At 69.6% G+C, this 20,305-nt stretch carries 20 protein-coding genes; 9 read left to right on the top strand and 11 right to left on the bottom strand.

Features of this window, described 5'->3' with window-relative positions; translation table 11 throughout:
* The 4 genes from A5702_RS00405 to A5702_RS00390 all read left to right on the top strand — a co-directional run.
* On the top strand, positions 1-2,064 hold a 2,064-nt coding region (locus A5702_RS00405), incomplete at its 5' end, for an MMPL family transporter (RefSeq protein WP_231964944.1).
* Positions 2,061-2,540 (top strand): TspO/MBR family protein, encoded by a 480-nt coding sequence (locus tag A5702_RS00400; protein WP_068217308.1) that lies wholly within the window; start codon positions 2,061-2,063, stop codon positions 2,538-2,540. The genes A5702_RS00405 and A5702_RS00400, both read left to right, overlap by 4 nt.
* Positions 2,541-2,543: 3 nt before the next feature.
* Positions 2,544-3,872 (top strand): deoxyribodipyrimidine photo-lyase, encoded by a 1,329-nt coding sequence (locus A5702_RS00395; RefSeq protein WP_068217304.1) that lies wholly within the window; start codon positions 2,544-2,546, stop codon positions 3,870-3,872.
* Positions 3,873-3,990: 118 nt separating this feature from the next.
* Positions 3,991-4,542: a DUF4333 domain-containing protein gene (locus A5702_RS00390; protein ID WP_068217300.1), complete on the top strand. Its 552-nt coding sequence runs from the start codon at positions 3,991-3,993 to the stop codon at positions 4,540-4,542.
* A 22-nt stretch (positions 4,543-4,564) separates the two neighbouring features.
* Here A5702_RS00390 and A5702_RS00385 read toward each other — a convergent pair whose 3' ends face one another.
* Positions 4,565-5,302 carry an acyltransferase gene (locus A5702_RS00385; RefSeq protein WP_055403978.1) on the bottom strand — a complete coding sequence of 246 codons (738 nt, stop codon included), beginning with the start codon at positions 5,300-5,302 and terminating at the stop codon, positions 4,565-4,567.
* A gap of 138 nt (positions 5,303-5,440) precedes the next feature.
* Between A5702_RS00385 and A5702_RS00380 the strand changes: the two genes are divergently transcribed.
* Both A5702_RS00380 and A5702_RS00375 read left to right on the top strand, forming a co-directional pair.
* The gene (locus A5702_RS00380; RefSeq protein WP_197506467.1) at positions 5,441-6,718 is read left to right on the top strand and encodes a PQQ-binding-like beta-propeller repeat protein; all 1,278 of its coding nucleotides are present in this window, start codon (positions 5,441-5,443) and stop codon (positions 6,716-6,718) included.
* Entirely contained in the window at positions 6,609-7,127 is a 519-nt protein-coding gene (locus A5702_RS00375; RefSeq protein ID WP_231633844.1) for a DUF6264 family protein, read from the top strand. The genes A5702_RS00380 and A5702_RS00375 overlap by 110 nt, the downstream gene beginning before the upstream one ends.
* On the opposite strand, the gene A5702_RS00370 is transcribed toward A5702_RS00375, so the two are convergent.
* From A5702_RS00370 to ctaD, 8 genes are all read right to left on the bottom strand, one after another.
* Positions 7,124-7,807, bottom strand: coding sequence for an esterase (locus tag A5702_RS00370; protein ID WP_068217293.1), 684 nt, complete (start codon positions 7,805-7,807; stop codon positions 7,124-7,126). The genes A5702_RS00375 and A5702_RS00370 overlap by 4 nt on opposite strands.
* A 69-nt stretch (positions 7,808-7,876) precedes the next feature.
* On the bottom strand, positions 7,877-9,073 hold the full coding sequence (locus A5702_RS00365) for a class I SAM-dependent methyltransferase (protein WP_197506466.1): 1,197 nt from the start codon (positions 9,071-9,073) through the stop codon (positions 7,877-7,879).
* Positions 9,070-10,044, bottom strand: coding sequence for a class I SAM-dependent methyltransferase (locus tag A5702_RS00360; RefSeq protein WP_068217287.1), 975 nt, complete (start codon positions 10,042-10,044; stop codon positions 9,070-9,072). The genes A5702_RS00365 and A5702_RS00360 overlap by 4 nt, the downstream gene beginning before the upstream one ends.
* 10 nt (positions 10,045-10,054) lie before the next feature.
* Positions 10,055-10,819 (bottom strand): enoyl-CoA hydratase, encoded by a 765-nt coding sequence (locus A5702_RS00355; protein ID WP_068217317.1) that lies wholly within the window; start codon positions 10,817-10,819, stop codon positions 10,055-10,057.
* Positions 10,816-11,649 (bottom strand): NUDIX hydrolase, encoded by an 834-nt coding sequence (locus A5702_RS00350; protein WP_068217284.1) that lies wholly within the window; start codon positions 11,647-11,649, stop codon positions 10,816-10,818. Before A5702_RS00350 ends, A5702_RS00355 begins: the two co-directional genes overlap by 4 nt.
* Positions 11,646-12,491 (bottom strand): ABC transporter ATP-binding protein, encoded by an 846-nt coding sequence (locus A5702_RS00345; RefSeq protein WP_055403985.1) that lies wholly within the window; start codon positions 12,489-12,491, stop codon positions 11,646-11,648. Before A5702_RS00345 ends, A5702_RS00350 begins: the two co-directional genes overlap by 4 nt.
* Before the next feature lie 137 nt (positions 12,492-12,628).
* Positions 12,629-13,867 carry a phosphoserine phosphatase SerB gene (serB, locus tag A5702_RS00340; protein WP_055403986.1) on the bottom strand — a complete coding sequence of 413 codons (1,239 nt, stop codon included), beginning with the start codon at positions 13,865-13,867 and terminating at the stop codon, positions 12,629-12,631.
* 15 nt (positions 13,868-13,882) lie between these two features.
* Positions 13,883-15,643 (bottom strand): cytochrome c oxidase subunit I, encoded by a 1,761-nt coding sequence (gene ctaD, locus A5702_RS00335; RefSeq protein ID WP_055405797.1) that lies wholly within the window; start codon positions 15,641-15,643, stop codon positions 13,883-13,885.
* Between the two features lie 204 nt (positions 15,644-15,847).
* On the opposite strand from ctaD, the gene A5702_RS00330 reads away from it, so the two are divergent.
* Together A5702_RS00330 and A5702_RS00325 are read left to right on the top strand one after the other, a co-directional pair.
* A complete protein-coding gene (locus A5702_RS00330; protein WP_156669424.1) occupies positions 15,848-16,924 on the top strand; it encodes an iron-siderophore ABC transporter substrate-binding protein in 1,077 nt (358 codons plus the stop codon).
* A gap of 115 nt (positions 16,925-17,039) precedes the next feature.
* Positions 17,040-18,080, top strand: a complete 1,041-nt coding sequence (locus A5702_RS00325) for an NAD(P)-dependent alcohol dehydrogenase (protein ID WP_068217278.1) — start codon at positions 17,040-17,042, stop codon at positions 18,078-18,080.
* Here A5702_RS00325 and A5702_RS00320 read toward each other — a convergent pair.
* Positions 18,075-18,506 (bottom strand): DUF3349 domain-containing protein, encoded by a 432-nt coding sequence (locus tag A5702_RS00320; RefSeq protein WP_067823477.1) that lies wholly within the window; start codon positions 18,504-18,506, stop codon positions 18,075-18,077. The genes A5702_RS00325 and A5702_RS00320 overlap by 6 nt on opposite strands.
* A 152-nt stretch (positions 18,507-18,658) precedes the next feature.
* Between A5702_RS00320 and A5702_RS00315 the strand changes: the two genes are divergently transcribed.
* Positions 18,659-19,228, top strand: a complete 570-nt coding sequence (locus A5702_RS00315) for a restriction endonuclease (protein WP_082459906.1) — start codon at positions 18,659-18,661, stop codon at positions 19,226-19,228.
* A gap of 68 nt (positions 19,229-19,296) precedes the next feature.
* Here the strand turns inward: A5702_RS00315 and nrdF are convergent, their stop codons facing one another.
* On the bottom strand, positions 19,297-20,271 hold the full coding sequence (gene nrdF / locus A5702_RS00310; RefSeq protein WP_197281278.1) for a class 1b ribonucleoside-diphosphate reductase subunit beta: 975 nt from the start codon (positions 20,269-20,271) through the stop codon (positions 19,297-19,299).
* Positions 20,272-20,305: the final 34 nt, after the last annotated feature.

The following is a 20,305-nucleotide window of genomic DNA, read 5'->3' as shown; positions in this document are numbered from 1 at the left end:
GTGACCGGACGGCGCTCGTGGCTGTTCGCGCTGGGCGCCGCGCTCGCGGGCATCGTCTTCATCGTCCTGGTCGGCGCGAACGCCGCGGCCGGCCAGGCCCCGCTGTCGGTGCCGACCAGCTCGGATTCGGCCCGGGTCGACGCGATGGCCCGCCAATTCCCCGGTGGGGACCGGCTGCCACTGATCGTGGTGGTCAGCCGCGCCGACGGCGCCGCACTCCGCCCGGCCGACGTCGCCGCCGCCCAAGCGGCCCGCGATCGCGTGCAGGCCGCCGCGCAGCCGGGCGACGCCCCCGCACCGGCGCAGGTATCCGCCGATGGCAAGGCCGCCATCGGGGTGGTGCGCGTCTGCGCCGACCTGTCGGGGCTCGCGCTCGGCGACGCGGTCGCGAACCTGCGCAAGGCCGCGGCCACCGGCCTGCCGGCGGAGCTGCGCGCCCACGTCACCGGCGGCCCGGCGTTCGGCGCCGACATCGCCAGCGCGTTCACCAACGCCAACGTGACCCTGCTCGCGGTGACGGCGTCGGTGGTGGCCCTGCTGCTGATCGCCACGTACCGCTCACCGGTGCTGTGGCTGCTGCCGCTGCTGGTGGTCGGGTTCGCCGACCGGGTCGCGGCCGCGGTGGGCACCGCCGTGGCGCCGCTGACCGGTCTCAGTTTCGACGGCGCCACGTCCGGGATCACCAGCGTGCTGGTCTTCGGGGCGGGCACGAACTATGCGCTGCTGCTGATCTCCCGGTACCGGCAGGAGCTGCGACGCCACGGCGCGCATCGAGACGCACTGCGCCGCGCGGTGCGGATGGCCGGGCCGGCGATCGTCGCCAGCAACGCCACCGTGGTGCTGGCGTTGCTCACCCTGCTGTTCGCCTCGACGCCCAGCACGCGCAGCCTGGGCGCGCTGGCGGCGTGCGGGCTGGTGGTCGCCGCGGTGTCCGCGCTGGTGATCCTGCCGCCGTTGCTCGCGCTGTGCGGCCGGCGATTGTTCTGGCCCTTCGTTCCGCGCGCCGAGGATAGCCCGGCCCCGGATTCCGGCGCCTGGCAACGCGTCGGCGAGTGGGTGAACCGGCGACCGGCGCTCGTCGCGACGGTCGCCATCGCGGGCCTGGCGGCGCTGGCCACCGGCCTGCTGGGCACCCGGATCGGCCTGTCGCAGACCGAACAGTTCCGGGTTCACGCCGACTCGGTGACCGGCTATGAGGTTGTGGCAGCGCATTTTCCGGCGGGCCTGGCCAACCCCACGGTGGTGATAGCCCCCGACGCCTCGCCGGTGCCGCAGGCCATCGCGTCGACCCCGGGAGTGGTGTCGGTGACCGAGTCGGGCCGCTCGTCGTCCGGGCTGACCAGGTGGTCAGTGGTGATCGACGCGCCGCCGTCCTCCGAGCGCGCGTTCACAATCATTGCCGCGCTGCGTGATACGACGAAGTCCACCAGCCCCGCGGCGCTGGTCGGCGGGGCCGATGCGCAGGCGCTCGACGTCCGCGACGCGGCCACCCATGACCGGCACCTGCTCATCCCGGCGATCCTCGCGGTCATCCTGGTCGTCCTCTACGTCCTGCTGCGGTCGGCGCTCGCTCCCCCCACGCTGCTCGCCGCGACCATCCTCGGCGCGCTGGCCGCGCTCGGCATGGGCGGCTGGGCCAGCAGCCACGTCTTCGGTTTTCCGGCGCTGGACAACAGCACGCCCTTGTTCGCCTTCCTGTTCCTGGCCGCCCTCGGCGTGGACTACACCATTTTTCTGGTGACCCGCGCCCGCGAGGAGTCCGCACAGCGCGGTGCCCGCGCCGGCATGGTCGCCGCGGTATCGGCCACCGGTGGCGTCATCACCAGTGCGGGAATCGTTTTGGCGGCCGTCTTCTGCGTGCTCGGCGTGCTGCCGTTGATCGTGCTGACCCAGCTGGGGATCATCGTCGGCCTGGGCATCCTGCTGGACACCTTCGTGGTCCGCACGCTGGTGATTCCCGCGCTGTTCGCCCTCATCGGTGATCGCATCTGGTGGCCCAGCCAACCACAACCCGCCAAAGTCCTTGCACCACAAATCAACCGACACGAACGGAGCACCGCGTGAACAGGTCAACTTTGGCGGCGACGGGTCTCGCCGTCGCCGCCGCCGCCGTATCGGGAAGCATCGCCAGCCCGACCAGCGTCTCCACCTGGTATGCGCGGCTGCGCAAGCCGCCGTACCAGCCCCCCAGCGCCGCCTTCCCCGTGGCGTGGACCACCCTCTACGGCGACATCGCGGTCACCTCCGCGGAAACCATCGACGCGTTTCGGGCCTCGGGCCAACACGACAAGGCGCGCCGCTACGCGACCGCGCTCGGGGTGAACCTCATCCTGAACGCCTCATGGAGTTGGCTCTTCTTCCGATTCCACAAACTGGGCGCCTCGGCGGTCGGTGCGGCCGTGCTGACGGCCAGCAGCGCCGACCTTGCGCGCCGGGCCGCGCAGGCCGACCCGCGGGCCGGGCTGGCCCTGTCGGCGTACCCGCTCTGGTGTTCGTTCGCCACCGTCCTGGCCACCCACATTTGGCGACTCAACCGCTGAATCATGCCGACGCTCCTATGGTTTCGTCGCGACTTGCGGTTGGGTGACCATCCGGCGCTCAACGCCGCGGCCGGCGACGGGGAAACGCTCGCCTGCTTCGTGCTCGACCCCAGGCTCGAGGCGTCGTCGGGCCGGCGCCGCCTGAAGTTCCTGGGCGACTCGCTGCGCCAACTGCGCGACGACCTCGACGGCCGGTTACTGGTGGCACGCGGCCGGCCCGACGAGCTGATCCCGCGCATCGCCACGGAGATCGGCGCGTCGGCGGTACACGTTTCCGAAGACTTCGCGCCGTACGGTAAGCGCCGTGACGAGCGGGTGCGTGCGGCGCTGGATTCCGTGCCCCTGATAGCAACGGGATCGCCGTACCTCGTGTCACCGGGCCGGGTCACCAAGAAGGACGGCACGCCCTATCAGGTGTTCACCCCGTTTCTGCGCCAATGGCGCGAATTCGGCTGGCGGGCACCGGCCAAGACGAGCGCCGAGTCCGCGCGCTGGCTCGATCCGGTGCAACTGCGGATCAAGCGATGCGAAATCCCCGATCCGGGCACCGCGCTCGACGTGGCCGCCGGGGAGGCCGCGGCCCTCAAGCAGTGGAAGTCATTCGTGGCCAACGGATTACAGCACTATGACGAGGACCGCAACCGGCCCGACTTGCACGGCACCAGCCGGATGTCGGCGTACCTGAAGTTCGGCACCATCCATCCGCGCACCATGGTCGCCGATCTCGACCTTCGTCACGGCGGCGCCCAGGCTTACCTGCGCGAGTTGGCGTTTCGCGACTTCTACGCCGACGTGCTGCATCACTGGCCGGCCAGCGCCTGGCGCAATTGGAACCGGCAGTTCGACGGAATCCGCACCGACACCGACGCCGAAGCGACACGCCGCTTCGAGTCGTGGAAGGCCGGCGAAACCGGGTTTCCACTGGTCGACGCCGGGATGCGTCAACTGCGCGAGACCGGCTATATGCACAACCGGGTGCGGATGATCGTCGCATCGTTTCTGGTCAAGGACCTGCACCTGCCGTGGCAATGGGGTGCCGAGTGGTTCCTCGATCAGCTCGTCGACGGCGACATGGCCAACAATCAGCACGGGTGGCAGTGGTGCGCGGGCTGCGGCACCGATGCGGCGCCGTACTTTCGGGTGTTCAACCCGACCACCCAGGGCGAGAAGTTCGACCCGTCCGGGGAGTACATCCGGCGCTGGGTGCCCGAGTTGCGCCCGGTCGACGATGCGCACCTGCGCAAAAGCGAACGGCCGGCGGGCTACCCGGCCCCGATCGTCGACCACGGCGCCGAGCGCGCCGAAGCGCTGCGTCGCTACCAAAGCATCTGATCGCGGCTCCGCGGCGAATTGTCGCTTGCGTGAATGTTTGCTCAATCGCCTACGCGAAGCCGTTTTTGCGTGCGATTATCAGCCGATTCGTCGTTGTTGAGCCGCTCGGGAGGCGCTGATGTCACACCCCATCGTTCGGACGTTGCTGATCTCCGGTGCCGCAGCGGGATTGCTGGCGGGCGTGAACGCCTGTTCGTGCTCCGTCGGCTCCTCGCACTCGGTCAGCAAGAGCGATGTCGCGGGCCAGATCACCTCGAAGTTGACCGACGCCGCGGGCAACAAGCCCGATTCGGTGAACTGCCCGAACGATCTGCCCGCCAAGGTTGGGGCGCAACTGAATTGCGAGATGAAGGTCAAGAACCAGACCTTCAACGTCAATGTGACCGTGACGAGCGTGAACGGCAGCGACGTCAAGTTCGACATGGTCGAGACGGTCGACAAGAACCAGGTCGCCAGCATCATCAGCAACAAGCTGGCCCAGCAGGTCGGCACGAAGCCCGACTCGGTGACCTGCCCCGACAACCTGAAGGGCGTCCAGGGCGCGACGCTGCGGTGCCAACTCGTCGACGGCACCGACAAATACGGCATCGCGGTGACCGTCACCGACGTGGACGCGGGCGACGTCAACTTCGACTTCAAGGTGGACGACCACCCCGAACCCGCGAGCTAGCGGTGCTGGCCGCGGGTCACAACTAGCGAGCGGCCTTCTTTCGCTCGATGTCGGCCAGCGCCGCCGCCAGCTCGGCGCGCTGGGCGGCCGAACTCTCCCAGGCCAGCTGACGGTTCTTGACCACCTTGGCCGGCGCACCGACCGCGATCGAGTAGTCGGGGATGACCCCGCGGACCACCGCGTGTGAGCCCAGCACGCAGCCCCGGCCGATCGCCGTGCCGCGCAGCACCGTCACCTTCACCCCCACCCAGGTGTCCGGCCCGATCCGCACCGGCGACTTCACGATGCCCTGGTCTTTGATCGGCAGGTTGATGTTGTCCATGCGGTGATCGAAGTCGCAGACGTAGCACCAGTCGGCCATCAGCACCGAGTCGCCGAGCTCGATGTCGAGGTAGGCGTTGATGACGTTGTCGCGGCCCAACACCACCTTGTCGCCGAACCGCAGCGAGCCTTCGTGGGCACGGATGGTGTTCTTGTCGCCGATGTGCACCCACCGGCCGATCTCCAGCTGCGCCAGTTCGGGCGTCGCGTGGATCTCCACGCCCTTGCCCAAGAACACCATCCCGCGGGTGATGATGTGCGGGTTGGCGAGCTTGAACTTCAGCAGCCGCCAGTAGCGCACCAGGTACCACGGCGTGTACGCGCGGTTGCGCAGCACCCATTTCAGCGAGGCCAGCGTGAGGAACTTGGCCTGGCGCGGGTCCCGCAGGTTCGATCCACGCCAGCGGCGATGGACCGGTGCACCCCACATGCTCGTCACAGCCGGACAGCCTAACGCGGGCAATCACCGGCACGCGAACCGCCACGGGTTACCCTCACCTGTACTCGATCGCTGCCCGCGGCGCGGAAGGATTTGGACTTCGAGGTGCTTGCCCGACAACTTCGGCGCTGGTCGTCTGTGGTGTTCGCGGCCGCGCTGTCCGGCGGGCTCGCCGGTTGCGGCAACACCGATTCGTGGGTGGACGCGGCGCCGTCGCAGGGCTGGCCCGCGCAATACGCCGACGCGGCCAACAGCAGCTACACGCCCACCGGCGGCGCCACCAAGCTGTCGTTGCGGTGGACGCGCTCGGTCAAGGGCAGCCTGGCGGCGGGCCCAGCGCTCAGCGCGCGCGGCTACCTGGCCCTCAACGCGCAGACCCCGGCCGGGTGCTCGCTGATGGAATGGGAGAACGACAACAACGGCCGGCAACGCTGGTGCGTGCGGCTGTTCCAGGGCGGCGGCTTCGCGGGTCCCCTGTTCGACGGGTTCGACAACGTCTACGTCGGTCAGCCGGGCGCCTTCCTCTCCTTCCCGGTCACGCAGTGGACGCGCTGGCGACAGCCGGTGATCGGAATGCCTTTGACGCCAAGGTTTCTCGGTCACGGGCAGCTGCTCGCCGCGACGCACCTGGGCCAGGTGCTGGTCTTCGAAGCGCACCGCGGCGCGGTGGCCGGCAGCCCGATGGATCTGGTGGAGGGCGTCGATCCCACCGACGCGACGCGCGGCCTGGCGGATTGCGCGCCGGCCCGGCAGGGCTGCCCGGTGGCCGCCGCGCCGGCCTTCTCCGCGGCCAGCCAGATGGCGGTGCTGGGCGTGTGGCAGCCGGGCGCGCCGACCGCCGGGCTGGTCGGGCTGAAGTATCACCCCGGCCAGACGCCGCTGCTGTCGCGGGAGTGGACCAGCGACGCCGTCGCCGCCGGTGTCATCGCCAGCCCGGTGCTGTCCGCCGACGGGTCAACCGTCTACGTCAACGGCCGCGACGAACGACTGTGGGCGCTGCATGCCGCCGACGGGAAAGTGAAGTGGTCGGTGCCGCTGGGATTTCTGGCGCAGACGCCGCCCGCGGTCACGCCCGAGGGCCTCGTCGTATCGGGCGGCGGCCCCGACACCCGGTTGGCCGCGTTCAAGGACGCGGGCGATCACGCCGATGCGGCGTGGCGGCGCGACGACGTCGTCCCGCTGTCGTCGTCGAGCCTGGCCGGTGCGGGCGTCGGCTACAGCGTGGTCAGCGGCCCGGCGGCGAACGGCGCACCCGGCATGTCCCTACTGGTGTTCGACCCCGGCACGGGCCACACCCAGGGCAGCTATCCCCTTCCGGCGGCCACCGGCTATCCCGTCGGGATCGCGGTCGGCGCCGACCGCCGCGTGGTGGCCGCGACCAGCGACGGCCAGGTCTACGGCTTCGCGCCCGAGTAGGGGCGGCCATACTGGGCCCATGCCCACCGACGACGACGAGATGCAGGCCGCCATCAACGCCTACTCCCAAAAGGGGCAGCGCAATCCGACGGCCGACCGCATCGCCACCGTGCTGCTGCTCGCCACCCAGGCTTTCCTGGTCGCGGTCACCGTTGGCCTGCTGGGCCTGTTCGTCATGGGCACCGACCCGTGCGGCACCCAAAAGTGCGGCGACCCGGCGTGGATCGACCGCGCGATGGTGTTGGGGATCGGCGGCGGCGTCGTCCTCGTCGTCATTGCGCTGGTCGTCGCGATCCGCCGCCTGGCCAAGCGCCGGACCGCCTTCTTCGTCCCGCTGCTCGGCTGCGTCGCGCAGGTGGCGCTGGCGGTCGGCGCCGCGGCGATGGAGACGTTGGCCGGCCCGGTTTAGACCGCCAGCGGCGGGACGGCGTTGCGCGGCACCCGCGCCTGAACCGGCCCGGCAAAGGCCGGCAGGATCTCACCGGGCGCGAAGTAGAAGATCAGCTCGTCGTCGGTGATGGCGAAGTTTTGATAGTGCGTCGGGTCGTGCCCGGTCGACGGCAGAATCGCTGCGCCCAACGGGGTTTGGTGTTCAAGGTCGCGCTGCACGATCGGAAAGACGCTGTCCAGCGGCGTGGTGCCCGGCGCGAACAAGTTGTCGAAGGTGATGGGCTGCTTCGTGCCGAGGTTGTAGTTGAACGCCTTGTACCAGATCGACGGGTGCGCCCCGCCGAGGTCCTGGAAGAACTTGAGCACCACGCTGCGGGTGTTGTGCGGCGGCTGGCCGGAACTGCGTTGCTCGGTGGTGGCCTCCAGCTGGTAGGGCTGATCGCGCGACCCGGAACTCTGGGCGACGTTGACGAAACCGTCCCGGTTCTGCGTGACGTAGTCGATCAGCGCCTGCTCGTCGGGATAGTCGGCGGGAAACGCCAGGTTGAGCGTGTAGGTGGGACCGGTGGCGCGCACGCGGCACATCTGGCCGTCCTCGAGGGTGCCGCCGACGCCGGCACACGACGGTGGCGCGGCGGCCGCCGGCCAACCCAACAGGGCCGCCGATGCGAGCACCACGGCCGCTATCAGAAAACGCATTCTTCCGTTGTCCTTGCAGGTTAGGCGGGGCTGGACGCCTGGCAGAGCGTCGCACCAGCCTACCGGGCGCTATCGCGAGGGACGGCAGACGAACGCCGCCGCGCGACCGCCGGCCCGCGGCCCGATGCGGGTGATGACCACCGACAGGGCCCGGCCACCGCGCAGCCGCATCCGGCGCCGCAGCGCGTCGGGGTCGACCGGCACGCCACGCACCAGAACCTCCAGCGTCCCGCAGTCCAGCGCCGACAACGCCTGGCGCAGCCGCCGCTCGTCGAACGCCAGTTGCTCGAGCACCTCGAAGCCCCGGACCCCGGGCGGCAGCTCATCGCCCGACAGGTAGGCGATGTCGGGGTCGAGTTGCCAGAGTCCGTGGCGCGCGCCGTAGTGGCGCACCAGCCCCGCCCGGACCACCGCGCCGTCGGGGTCGACGATCCATCGCCCCACCGGTCGCACCGGGCAGTCGTCGGGGTCGGTGTCGGTGATCTGCTCGCCGCGATCGAGGACCGTCGCCCGCCGGCGGACGTCCCGCTGCGCCAGTCCGGCCGACCACAGGCACGCTTCCCGCACCGAGCCGCGATGGGATGTCACCTCGATCTCGCCGTCGAAGCCGAGGCGGTCCACTTCTTCGAAATCTATTCCGGGAGAACATTTTACGACGAGGTCGCGGCTTCGGTAGGTGTCGACCAAGGCGCCCAGGCCCGGCCGGTAGTCGTCGATGCGGAAGCGGCGCCGCCCGCCGGCACGGCGCGCCGGGTCTACGAGCACCGCGGTGCCGCGGGTCACCGGCGCCAGCGCGTCGGCGCGGCAGAGCGGGGCCGCCTCCCCCAGGTTGTGCCGCGCCATCGCCAGCCGGACCCAGTCGAGGTCGCTGCCCACCGCACGAACGCCGGCGCACCGCAGTGCGGCCAACTCGGTGCCGATCGAACAGGTCGCGTCGTGCACGACGACACCGGCCTCGGCGAGCCGGCGGGCCCGATGCATCGCCACCGGGGCCGCGGTCGCCTGCTGCAGCGCCTCGTCGGTGAACAACCAATTCGAGATCTCGGCGCCCAGCTCACCGAGCTTCTCGGCGGCGCGGCGGCGCAGCAGCGTCGTCTCCACCAACACGGCCGTCCGGTCGCCGAAGCGGGCTCGCGCGGCGGCGATGTCGGCGACCCGGGTCGCGTCGGTCAGCGCGAGTGCGGAGACGGCGGCCAGCGCGGCGGCACCCGGTTGCGACCGCAGATAACGGACGTCCTCGGCGCCGAAAACCAGGCCGCCACTCAGGAGGGCTTGACCCCGGTGATCATCACGTTGTAGAACCAGCCCTTCGGCGCCAGGTGCCGCATGACGTTGGCGTCCAGCCAACTCAGCGCCTTCCAGCTGTTGAACGCGAACTTCGCCCAGCCCCAGCCCAGTCGCCCCGGCGGCACCGCGCATTCGAACGTGCGCAGCGGCCAGCCCAGCATGGCGGCGGTGAATTCCACGGTGGCCGTTTGCACTTCGGTCGCACCGGCGTTGCCGGCCAACCGCTCCAGGTCGCCCGGCGTGAACGTGTGCAGGTCGACGACGGCCTCCAGCGCCGCGGCGCGCGAGGATTCGTCGAGCTCGGCCTGCGGCCGCCGCCAGCCGTCCAGACCGGGCAGCTTGGTGACGTTCGTCGCGACGCGCCAGGTCAGGGTGGACAACGTGCGGGCGTAGGTGTCGCCGACCGTGGTCGGCTCGCCGGCGAACACGAACCGGCCGCCGGGCCGCAGCACCCTGACCACCTCCCGCAGCGCGAGCTCGACGTCGGGGATGTGGTGCAGCACGGCGTGCCCGACCACCAGGTCAAAGGTGTTGTCGTCGTAAGGAATTCCCTCGGCGTCCGCGACCCGGCCGTCGATGTCCAGTCCCAGCGACTGGCCGTTGCGGGTGGCGACCTTGACCATCCCGGGTGACAGGTCGGTGACCGACCCGCGCCGGGCCACCCCGGACTGGATCAGGTTGAGCAGGAAAAAGCCGGTGCCGCAGCCCAATTCGAGGGCCCGGTCGTAGGGCAGCTCGCGCAGGACCTCGTCGGGCACGATCGCGTCGAAGCAGTCCCGGGCATAATCCACGCAGCGCTGGTCATACGAGATCGACCACTTCTCGTCGTAGGACTCGGCTTCCCAATCGTGGTAGAGCACCTGGGCCAGCTTGCTGTCGTGCCTGGCCGCCTCCACCTGCTCGGCCGTGGCATGGGGGTTGGGCACGGCGTCGGTCGAACTCGTCGTCATGCAGGGCAGCCTAACGGGCGGCGGATCCGGAGTCCTCTTCGCCGGTCTGACCAGCGGCGAACACCTCGACGTAACGGCGCCGCTCGGCCGCGCCCCGATCGCCGGGATCCAGCTCGAACACGTCGTTGATGCCCGCCTTCGCGGCGGCCAGCGCGGCCCGGGGGCCCTCGAGGAAGCGGCGCGCCCACCCCGCCGCCGCGTCGTACACGTCGTCGGGGGCCACCATCTCGTCGATCAGGCCAAGCGCCAGCGCCTCCTCGGCGTCGAAGAACCGGCCGCTGAACACCAGTTCCTTGGCCTTGCTCGCCCCGGCCGCGCGGGTCAGGCGGGCCATCCCGTCGCCACCCGGGACGAGGCCGGCCAGGATCTCGGTCGCGCCGAACTTCACGTTGTCGCCGCTGACGCGCCAGTCGGCGGCCAGGGCCAGCGTGAGCCCGGCGCCCAGGGCGTACCCGGTGATTGCGGCGACGGTCGGCTTGGGGATGCCCGCCACGGCCTCGATGGCCTGCTGGCGGGCCCGGGCCGCCGTCTCGGCCTCCGGCGCGGTCAGCGTGCGCAGCTCGGGCATGTCGTCACCGGCGGAGAAGATCTCGTGGCCGCCGAACAAGATGACGGCCGCCACGTCGTCGCGCTCCCCCAGCTCGCCGGCCGCGGCCACGATCTCCCGGTAGACCTGGCGGGTCATCGCGTTCGTCGGCGGGCGCGACAGCAGCAGCATGGCCAGCCCGGCGTCCTGCGAGCCGTCGCTGACCACCGTGCTGACGAACTCGCTCAATGCCGCCACCCCATCCCGCCGGCCTCGCGCGCCTGGTGGTAGCGGTCGGAGTCGAAGAACTCGAACACCCAGTTGTCGCCCTGGATCTCCAGGTGCGGCTGCACCGGCACGATCTGCCGCTCGACGGACAGCACCTCCGCGACGGTCCGGCCGGCGAGCGAGTCCAGCTGGGTCCACGTCGGCGGCAGCAGGAAGCATCGGCCGGCCGAGAAGTCATCGATGGCCGCCTGGGGCGTCGTCCAGCCGGCACGGTCGGATTCGGTGTTCTCGCCGTCGGCCCGCTGCCCCTCGGGCAGGGCGCCCACAAAGAAGTAGGTGTCGTAGCGGCGGGTGCGCTCGGCTTCCGGGGTGACCCAATTGGCCCACGGCCGCAGCAGATCCGAACGCAGCTCGAGGTTCTCGCGGTGCAGGAAGTCCGCGAACGACAGCGTCCCGTCGGCCAGCGCGCGGCGGGCGTCGGCGTACACCGACGCGTCCCCCACGATCCCGTCCGGGTCGCCGGCCGGCCCCGCGAACAGCACTCCGGATTCCTCGAAGGTCTCCCTGGCCGCCGCGCACACCAGCGCCTCGGCCAGGTCGGGCTCGATGCCGAAACGCTGCCCCCACCACTGCGGCGGCGGGCCGGCCCACGCGATGTCGGCGTTGCGGTCCCGGTCGTCGACGCCGCCGCCGGGGAACACCATCGTGCCCGCGGCGAACTCCATCTTGGCGTGGCGGCGCATCAGGAAGACGGCTAGCCCGGTTCCTGAGCCCGCCGGGTCGTCGCGGACGAGCATCACGGTCGCCGCCGGGCGCGGGACCAGTGGGGCCTCTTCGGTCGCTGAGGTCATAGCTGCCTCCGGTGCGCTGCGCGGGTGCGGACGCGGCGGGCGAAATACCGCCCGTCGACGACGTCGAGGGCGATCGACTGGCCGAACGCGGTGGACAGGTTCTCGCCGGTCAGCACGTCGGTCAGCAACCCCGCGGCGACCACCTGTCCCTCGGACAGCAGCATGCAGTGGCTGAAACCCGGGGGGATCTCCTCGACGTGGTGGGTGACCAGCACCAGCGCGGGAGCGTCGGGGTCGGCCGCCAGGTCGGCCAGCCGCGCCACCAACTCCTCGCGGCCGCCCAGGTCCAGGCCGGCGGCGGGCTCGTCGAGCAGCAGCAGCTCGGGGTCCGTCATCAGCGCGCGGGCGATCAACACCCGCTTGCGCTCGCCTTCCGACAGCGTTCCGTAGGTGCGGTCCGCGAGGTGCTCGGCGCCGAGGCTCTCCAGCATGTCGATGGCGCGGCGGTAGTCGACGTCCTCGTAGCGCTCCCGCCACCGGCCCAGCACCGCGTAGCCGGCCGACACGACCAAGTCGCGCACCACCTCGTCGGTCGGCACGCGCTGCGCGAGCGCCGACGAGCTGAGCCCGATCCGGGACCGCAACTCCGACACGTCCACCCGGCCCAGCCGCTCGCCGAGCACGAAGGCCAGGCCCGACGAGGGGTGTTCGGCCGCCGCGGCGATGCGCAGCAGGGATGTCTTGCCGGCCCCGTTGGGGCCGATGATGACCCAGCGCTCGTCGAGTTCGACCGCCCAATCCACCGGCCCGACGAGGGAGTTGCCGCCGCGCCGCAGCGACACGTTCCTGAAATCGATCAGCAGATCGGGGTCGGCTGCCTCGTTCGTTTGGTCGGCGGGCACCCGCTCATCGTGCCGTACCGCGGCCGTCCGATCCCTGCCGGGTCGCCGCTCCGGCGACCAGACGCAAAATCGCACGAAAGTGGCTGAGATCACGCGAGTTTCTGTCTGCTCGCGGCGACGCCGCGCCGGGGCTATCGCTACCCCTCGGGCGGGATTTCCACCCGGCGCACCTCGCCGGTCACCGCGTCGGCGGCCTCGATTTCGCCGCGCGTGACGCCCAGCAGGAACAGCACGGTGTCCAGGTACGGGTGGCTCAGCGAGGCGTCGGCCACCTCCCGCAACGCCGGCTTGGCGTTGAAGGCCACCCCGAGCCCCGCCGCGGCCAGCATGTCGATGTCGTTGGCGCCGTCGCCGACGGCGACGGTCTGCGCCATCGGCACCCCGGCCCGCTCCGCGAAGTCGCGCAGCGCGGTGGCCTTGCCGGCGCGGTCGATGATCGGGCCGACGACGCGCCCGGTGAGTTTGCCGTCGACGATCTCCAGCTCGTTGGCCGCGACGTAGTCCAGCATCAGCTCCTCGGCCAACGGCTCGATGATGCCCCGGAAGCCGCCGGAAACCACGCCGCAGTGAAAACCCAAGCGCCGCAACGTCCGCAGAGTCGTCCGCGCGCCGGGCATCAACTCGAGTTGCTCGGCGACCTCATCGATCACGCTGGCCGGCAGCCCCGCCAGGGTGGCCACCCGCTGTTCGAGGGACTGCGCGAAATCCAGCTCGCCCCGCATGGCGGCCTCGGTGATCGCGGCGACCTTCCCCTCGGCGCCCGCCCGGGCGGCCAGCATCTCGATGACCTCGCCCTGCACCAGCGTCGAGTCCACGTCGAACACGATCAGCCGCTTGGCCCGCCGCTCCAGGGTGTAGTCCTCGACGGCGACGTCGATGCGCTCCTCGGCCGACACTTGGTTCAGGGCGGTCCGCAGCGCGGCGTCCGATCCCGGGGGCACCGAGACCCGCAGCTCGAGGCCGGTCACCGGGTAGTCGGAGACCCCGCGAATCAGGTCGATGTTCACGCCGAGGCCGGCGGACACCCGCGCCACCGCGCCGAACGCGCCGGCGGTGATGGGCCGGCCCAGCACGAAGATGGTGTGGGTCGAGGGATCCCGGATGATCGGCACGTCCTCGCTGCGCTCGATGGTGACGTCGAGGCCCACCCCGCGAATCGCCGATTCGACGTCACGGCGCAAGTCGGCGCCGTCGGCGACGTCGGCGGGGCAGCACACCAGCACGCCGAGCGTCAGGCGGTGCCGGATCACCACCTGTTCGACGTTGAGCAACTCGACGCCATGCCGGGAGAGGGCCTCGAAGAGGGCCGAGGTGACGCCCGGTTGGTCCACGCCGGTGACGGTGATCAGTACCGACACCTTCGGTGGCGAATTCACCTGCGGCTACCGCCGCTACTGTTCAGGCGTCGAGCGATCGGGCTCGGTCCGCGGACCGAAGCCCTTCGGTGACTCGAGGGCCGTGGCGTGGCGCCCGACGTGCGCCTCGGCGCGCAGCCGCTCCACCATGTGCGGGTAGTGCAGCTCGAAAGCCGGGCGCTCCGAACGGATCCGGGGCAGTTCGGTGAAGTTGTGCCGCGGCGGCGGGCAGCTGGTGGCCCATTCCAGGGAGTTGCCGTAGCCCCAGGGGTCGTCGACGGTCACGACCTCGCCGTAGCGCCAGCTCTTGAAGACGTTCCAGACGAACGGGAACATCGACGCGCCCAGGATGAAGGCGCCGACCGTCGAGGCGATGTTGTAGGGCTGGAAGCCGTCCGAGGGCAGGTAGTCGGCGTAGCGGCGCGGCATCCCCATGTCGCCCAGCCAGTGCTGCACCAGGAAGGTGGTGTGGAAGCCGATGAAGGTCAACCAGAAGTGCAGCTTGCCCAGCCGCTCGTCCAGCAGCCGGCCGGTCATCTTCGGGAACCAGAAGTACACGCCGGCGAACGTGGCGAACACGATCGTCCCGAACAGCACGTAGTGGAAGTGCGCGACCACGAAGTAGGTGTCGGTGACGTGGAAGTCCAGCGGCGGGCTGGCCAGCATCACCCCGGTCAGACCGCCCAGCAGGAAGGTGACCAAAAAGCCCACCGAGAACAGCATGGGGGTCTCAAAGGTGATTTGCCCCTTCCACATCGTGCCGATCCAGTTGAAGAACTTGATCCCGGTCGGCACGGCGATCAGATAGGTCATGAACGAAAAGAACGGCAGCAGAACGGCTCCGGTGGCGAACATGTGGTGCGCCCACACCGCGACCGACAACGCGGCGATGGACAGCGTCGCGTAAACCAGTGTGGTGTAACCGAATACCGGCTTGCGGGAGAACACCGGGATGATCTCGGTGATGATGCCGAAGAACGGCAGCGCGATGATGTACACCTCGGGATGGCCGAAGAACCAGAACAGGTGCTGCCACAGCAGAACCCCGCCGTTGGCCGCGTCGTAGACATGGGCCCCTAGATGTCGATCGGCGGCCAGCCCGAACAGCGCGGCGGTCAGGATCGGGAACGCGATCAGGATCAGGATCGACGTCACCAGGATGTTCCAGGTGAAGATCGGCATCCGGAACATCGTCATGCCGGGCGCGCGCATGCACACCACGGTGGTGATCATGTTGACCGCACCCAGGATGGTGCCCAGACCGGCGACGATCAGGCCGGTGATCCATAGGTCTCCGCCGGCTCCCGGCGAGTGGACCGCGTCCGACAGCGGCGTGTAGGCCGTCCAGCCGAAGTCCGCGGCGCCGCCCGGGACGATGAAGCCGGCGGACGCGGTCAGACCGCCGAAGAGGAACAGCCAGAACGAGAAGGCGTTCAGCCGCGGGAACGCCACGTCGGGCGCGCCGATCTGCAGCGGCAGCACCAGGTTGGCGAAGCCGAACACCACCGGGGTGGCGTACAGCAGCAGCATGATCGTGCCGTGCATGGTGAACAGCTGGTTGTACTGCTCATTCGACAGGAACTGCAGTCCCGGCGCGGCCAGCTCGGTGCGCATCAACAGGGCCATCAGTCCGCCGATGAAGAAGAAGACGAAGCAGGTGACCGTGTACATGATGCCGATCATCTTGTGATCGGTGGTCGTTACCAGTTTGTAGACGAGGTTCCCTTTGGGACCGGTCCGGTCTGGGTACGGACGAACGGCCTCGAGTTCTCCCAAGGGGGGCGCTTCGGCTGTCAACAGCTTCTCCAAACAGTAGGACAGGGGCCCAAAAAACAGAGCTGACTCGAATCTTAACCGCCGATCATGGCGACGTCAGGGCTGGTCCTACAAACTGTCGTAAATGGGTCGGCGGGGCGGCGTGTCGGTTCGGCGCGCCCGGGGGCACCGGCGGCGGGTGTTAGCGTCTGACGCGTGCTTTTCGGCGTGACCCGACCCGCGTACCTGCGCGCGGCCGCCGCGCTGGCGGCCGCCGTCGCCGTCGCGTGCAGCGGTTGCGGATCCGGCAAACCGGGCGGCAAGGCGTCCACCCCCTCACTGGTCACCCCCACCACCCAGATCGCGGGTGCCGGCGTGCTCGGAAACGACCGCCGCCCGGACGACTCGTGCGCCCGGGACGCCGCGGCGCCCGATCCAGGGCCGAAGACGCGGCAGGCCCACAACGCCGCCGGCGTCAATCCCGACGTGGTGCAGGTGCCCGCCGAGCCGCAGCGCATCGTGGTGCTGTCCGGCGACCAGCTCGACACGCTGTGCGCGCTGGGCCTGCAGTCGCGGGTGGTCGGCGCGGCGCTGCCGGACGGGTCCTCGAGCCAGCCCGCCTACCTGGGCAGCGCGGTGCGCGGCGTCGCGGGCGTCGGGACCCGCAGCAACCCGGACCTGGCCGGGATCGCGGCGGCCCACCCCGACCTGATCCTCGGTTCGCAGGGGCTGACGCCGAAGCTGTATTCGCAGCTGGCCGCGATCGCCCCGACGGTGTTCACCGCGGCGCCGGGCGCGGCATGGGAAGATAACGTGCGGGGCGTGGGCGCCGCCACGGCGCGCGGCGGCGCGGCCGACGCCCTGCTCACCGGTTTTTCGCAGCGGGCCGGCGACGTCGGCGCCCGGCACGACGCCTCCCATTTCCAGGCCTCCATCGTGCAGCTGACCATCGACACGCTCCGGATCTACGGCACCAACAACTTCCCGGCCAGCGTGCTCGGCGCCGTCGGGGTGGACCGGCCGGCAGCCCAACGGTTCACCGACAAGCCGTACATCGAGATCGGCGCCAGCGACGCCGACCTGGCCAAGAACCCGGACTTCTCCGCCGCCGACGCCGACGTCGTCTACGTGTCGTGCGCGTCACCGGCGGCCGCCCAGCGCGCCGCGACCCTGCTGGACAGCAACCCGTGGCGCAAGCTGTCGGCCAACCACGACAACCGCGTCTACATCGTCAACGACGAGATCTGGCAAACCGGCGAGGGCCTGATCGCGGCCCGCGGCATCGTCGACGACCTGCGACTGGTCAACGCGCCCATCAATTAGCGCGCCGGCGAGCGGGTACCCACACTCCTGATGTGATCCCTAGCGCCTCCGGTGGCCCGGGAACATTACCTTAGCTAAACTTTTTCCGACGGAACCATTTCGAAGAGGGATATTCATGAGCACTGTTTCGGCCTACGCCGCGACCTCGGCTACCGAACCGCTGACCAAAACCACCATCGAGCGCCGTGAACCCGGCCCGCACGACGTGGCTATCGACATCAAGTTCGCCGGCATCTGCCACTCCGACATCCACACGGCCAAGGGCGAGTGGGGCGTGCCGAACTACCCGGTGGTCGTGGGCCACGAGATCGCCGGCGTGGTGAGCGCGGTGGGCTCAGAGGTCACCAAGTACCAGGTCGGCGACCACGTCGGCGTCGGCTGCATGGTGAACTCCTGCGGTCACTGCAGCAGCTGCCAGAACGGCCTCGAGCAGTACTGCAAGAACGGCGCGACCTTCACCTACAACTCCACCGACAAGGACGGCACGCCGACGCAGGGCGGCTACAGCCAGGCGATCGTCGTCGACGAGAACTTCGTCCTGCGCATCCCCGACTCGCTGCCGCTGGACAAGGCCGCTCCGCTGCTGTGCGCCGGGATCACGCTGTTCTCACCGCTGCGGCACTGGAAGGCCGGCGAGGGCACCCGGCTGGCGATCATCGGCCTCGGCGGCCTGGGCCACATGGGCGTCAAGCTCGGTGCGGCGATGGGCGCCGAGGTGACGGTGCTGTCGCAGTCGCTGAAGAAGATGGAGGACGGGCTGCGGCTGGGCGCCAAGCACTACTACGCGACCGCCGACCGCGAGACCTTCAAGAAGTTGCGCGGCAGCTTCGACCTGATGCTCAACACCGTGTCGGCGAACCTGAACCTGAACGACTACCTCAGCCTGCTCGACGTCGACGGCACCCTCGTCGAGCTGGGCATCCCGGAGCACCCGATGGAGGTGGGGGCGTTCGCGCTGGCGCTGGCCCGGCGCAGCCTTTCCGGGTCCAACATCGGCGGCATCGCCGAAACCCAGGAGATGCTGGACTTCTGCGCCGAGCACGATGTGACGCCCGAAATCGAGCTGATCGACCCGGATTACATCAACGAGGCGTACGAGCGCGTCCTGGCGAGCGACGTGCGCTACCGCTTCGTCATCGACATCTCGAAGCTATGACGCGACCTCCGAGGCCTCTTCGGCCTCGGAGCCTCGGGCCGCGATCTCGGCGGCCTCGGCGAATTCGTCGTCCGGAACGACCTCGCTGACGTCGATGCCGGCCAGCGGCCATCCGGCCGCGGCCAGCGTGGCGGCCACCCGGATGATGTTTTCCTTGCCGGCGTCGAATTGCGTCATGTCCGAGATGAATTCGGCGATCTCGTCGCGCTCGATCGCGTGATCGATCGTCTCCGGGGAGCCTTCCTTCGCGGTGATGCCACGCACCACTTCGCGGATCTGGTCGTCGGTCAGCGGCGTGCTGCGCAGCAGGGCCATCAGCGGCACGCGGTCCGGGCCGGGGACGCCGTCGGGGTAGCCGACCTGCAGCCACCGGATGACGGAACGTAAGAAGTGGTGGCGGTGGTCCGAGGATGCGGTTTTCGTCACCAGGACAGTGTCAGGGCACGGGCAGCACCGGCGCTACCGGCCCGTCGCTCCGTCCGCACAATTCATACGCCGTTCACTGCCCGAACATGTCGGCCCCGGGCGCGGCGGCGGGCGGTGTTGTCGGCGCCGGTCCTTACCATCGAGGCGTGCTCATGGCGCTTGTCGTCCTCCCCCTGGCGGGTGCGCTGGTCGTCGGCGTCCTCGAGCACAGCCCCGGAATGGGATTCGCGACGTTCTACCTGCTGCTGCTGGTCGAGGCGCTGTTCGGCTGGGCGACGCGGCGTCGCTGGCCGCGCGGGGGCCGCGCCGACGCCACCCTGCGGGCGGTCGACGCCATGGACGGGGTCGAGTTCGAGGGCTACGTGGCCGCCCGCCTGCGCCGGGCGGGCTGGCGGGTCACGTTCACCCCGGCGGTCGGGGACTACGGCGTCGACCTGATCGCCGAAAAGGACGGCCACTCGGTGGCGGTTCAATGCAAGCGCTACGGCAAAGCGGTCGGCGTCGCCGCCGTCCAGCAGGTGGTCTCCGGGGCCCGCCACCACGGATGCGCCCGTAGCGTCGTGGTGAGCAATCGCGAATTCACCAGGGCCGCAAAGCAATTGGCAAACACCCACGGTTGCCAATTGATCGGCCGCAAGGTCCTACGGGCCTGGGTGCCGCCGCCCGCCGGGAGCGCCAAGGGTCCCGCGGGAAGAAAATCGGCGCAGCCGGTGTCTGAATAGAGGATCGGGCCGGCCCCAGTCCCTCCCCCCCGACGTGTGCGGCCGGCCCGATTCCTGAGCTAGCGAGCCTAGAAGTCCCAGTCCTCGTCCTCGGTGACGACGGCCTTGCCGATCACGTACGAGCTGCCCGAACCGGAGAAGAAGTCGTGGTTCTCGTCGGCGTTGGGCGAGAGCGCCGACAGGATCGCCGGGTTGACGTCGGTCTCGTCGCGGGGGAACAGCGCTTCGTAGCCGAGGTTCATCAGCGCCTTGTTGGCGTTGTAGCGCAGGAACTTCTTGACGTCCTCGGTCAGCCCGACCTGGTCGTAGAGGTCCTGGGTGTACTCCACCTCGTTGTCGTAGAGCTCGAACAGCAGCTCGTAGGTGTAGTCCTTGAGCTCGGTGCGCTTGTCCTCGTCGACCAGCGCCAGCCCACGCTGGTACTTGTAGCCGATGTAGTAACCGTGCACGGCCTCGTCGCGGATGATCAGCCGGATCATGTCGGCGGTGTTGGTCAGCTTGGCCCGGCTCGACCAGTACATCGGCAGGTAGAAGCCCGAATAGAACAGAAAGCTCTCCAGCAGCGTCGAGGCCACCTTGCGCTTGAGCGGCTCGTCGCCCTTGTAGTACTGCATGACGATCTCGGCCTTGCGCTGCAGGTTCGGGTTCTCCTCCGACCAGCGGAACGCGTCGTCGATCTCGGCCGTCGAGCACAGGGTGGAGAAGATGTTGCTGTAGCTGCGCGCGTGCACCGACTCCATGAACGCGATGTTGGTGTAGACGGCTTCCTCGTGCGGGGTCAGCGCGTCCGGGATCAGGCTGACCGCGCCGACCGTGCCCTGGATGGTGTCCAGCAGCGTCAGCCCGGTGAACACCCGCATGGTCAGCTGCTTCTCACCCGGGGTCAGCGTCGCCCACGACGGGAGGTCGTTGGACACCGGCACCTTCTCGGGCAACCAGAAGTTTCCCGTCAGCCGGTCCCAGACCTCGGCGTCCTTCTCGTCCTGCAGCCGGTTCCAGTTGATCGCCGAAACGCGGTCAATCAGCTTCATGTTTTCGGTCACCAGAACCCCACTTCACACGCGGTTTTTGCCTGCA

This window comes from Mycobacterium sp. E3339, from assembly GCF_001666915.1.
GTDB lineage: Bacteria > Actinomycetota > Actinomycetes > Mycobacteriales > Mycobacteriaceae > Mycobacterium.
This window is presented reverse-complemented; position numbering and strand designations above follow the sequence as displayed.